The 698-nt window shown below is 41.4% G+C and carries 1 protein-coding gene; it reads right to left on the bottom strand.

Annotated features, from left to right (window positions below):
• Positions 1 to 150 precede the first annotated feature (150 nt).
• Positions 151 to 396 carry a hypothetical protein gene (locus ACYVRA_RS07885; RefSeq protein WP_461252188.1) on the bottom strand — a complete coding sequence of 82 codons (246 nt, stop codon included), beginning with the start codon at positions 394 to 396 and terminating at the stop codon, positions 151 to 153.
• Between the last annotated feature and the right edge of the window lie 302 nt (positions 397 to 698).

The following is a 698-nucleotide window of genomic DNA, read 5'->3' as shown; positions in this document are numbered from 1 at the left end:
TTTTGAGTATAAACGCGACTTGAGTCTTTTTACCCAAATCAAATTTAGATATGGACTTGGTCGGCTGTTTTCCGGTAACCTCGCCTGTTTTTCGAATCACTGGTAAATTTAATCTGTTTTCTTTTTTATCCATAAATCTTTCTCTATACGTTAAGTTAATAATTTTTGATTGTTCTTACCCAAAAATTTTCGTTGTTCCGCTTTTTTCGCGATCTCAACGAGTTTCAATTTATTCGGCGCGCTTTTCTTTAATTTCTCTTCGAGATCATCCAAATGCCCGGAATCTTTTGCCGCGGCCGCCATTATAATATCAACTAGGTCATCAACCCTTTCCACACCTATTACCATTCCGCCAGTAACATTTGCTATCCAAGAAAAAAATTCTGGATCGGACAAATTAGATATTCTACAGATGTGTATAAGAGACAGCCATTATCGTAGTTGCTCTCATTTGCTACCCTTAACGTTAAATTGCTTTGGGCGGGTTTTACAGCCCAATCCATACCTAAATATAATAAAAGCCACGCCCGAAACCAAGTTTTTTGTGTCTGCGGTGGTTGCAACGGCGTTGCAGCCTTGTTTTGAGGTCAATTCGGGACATCAGAACGTTCTGAAACCTTGTTTTGGGGGTCAACGGGGGTTGCAACGTCGTTGTAGCCTTGTTTTGAGCGTCGGTAACCGTCCATAGCCGCCGCCCC

This window comes from Treponema sp. R8-4-B8, assembly GCF_054786175.1.
This window is presented reverse-complemented; position numbering and strand designations above follow the sequence as displayed.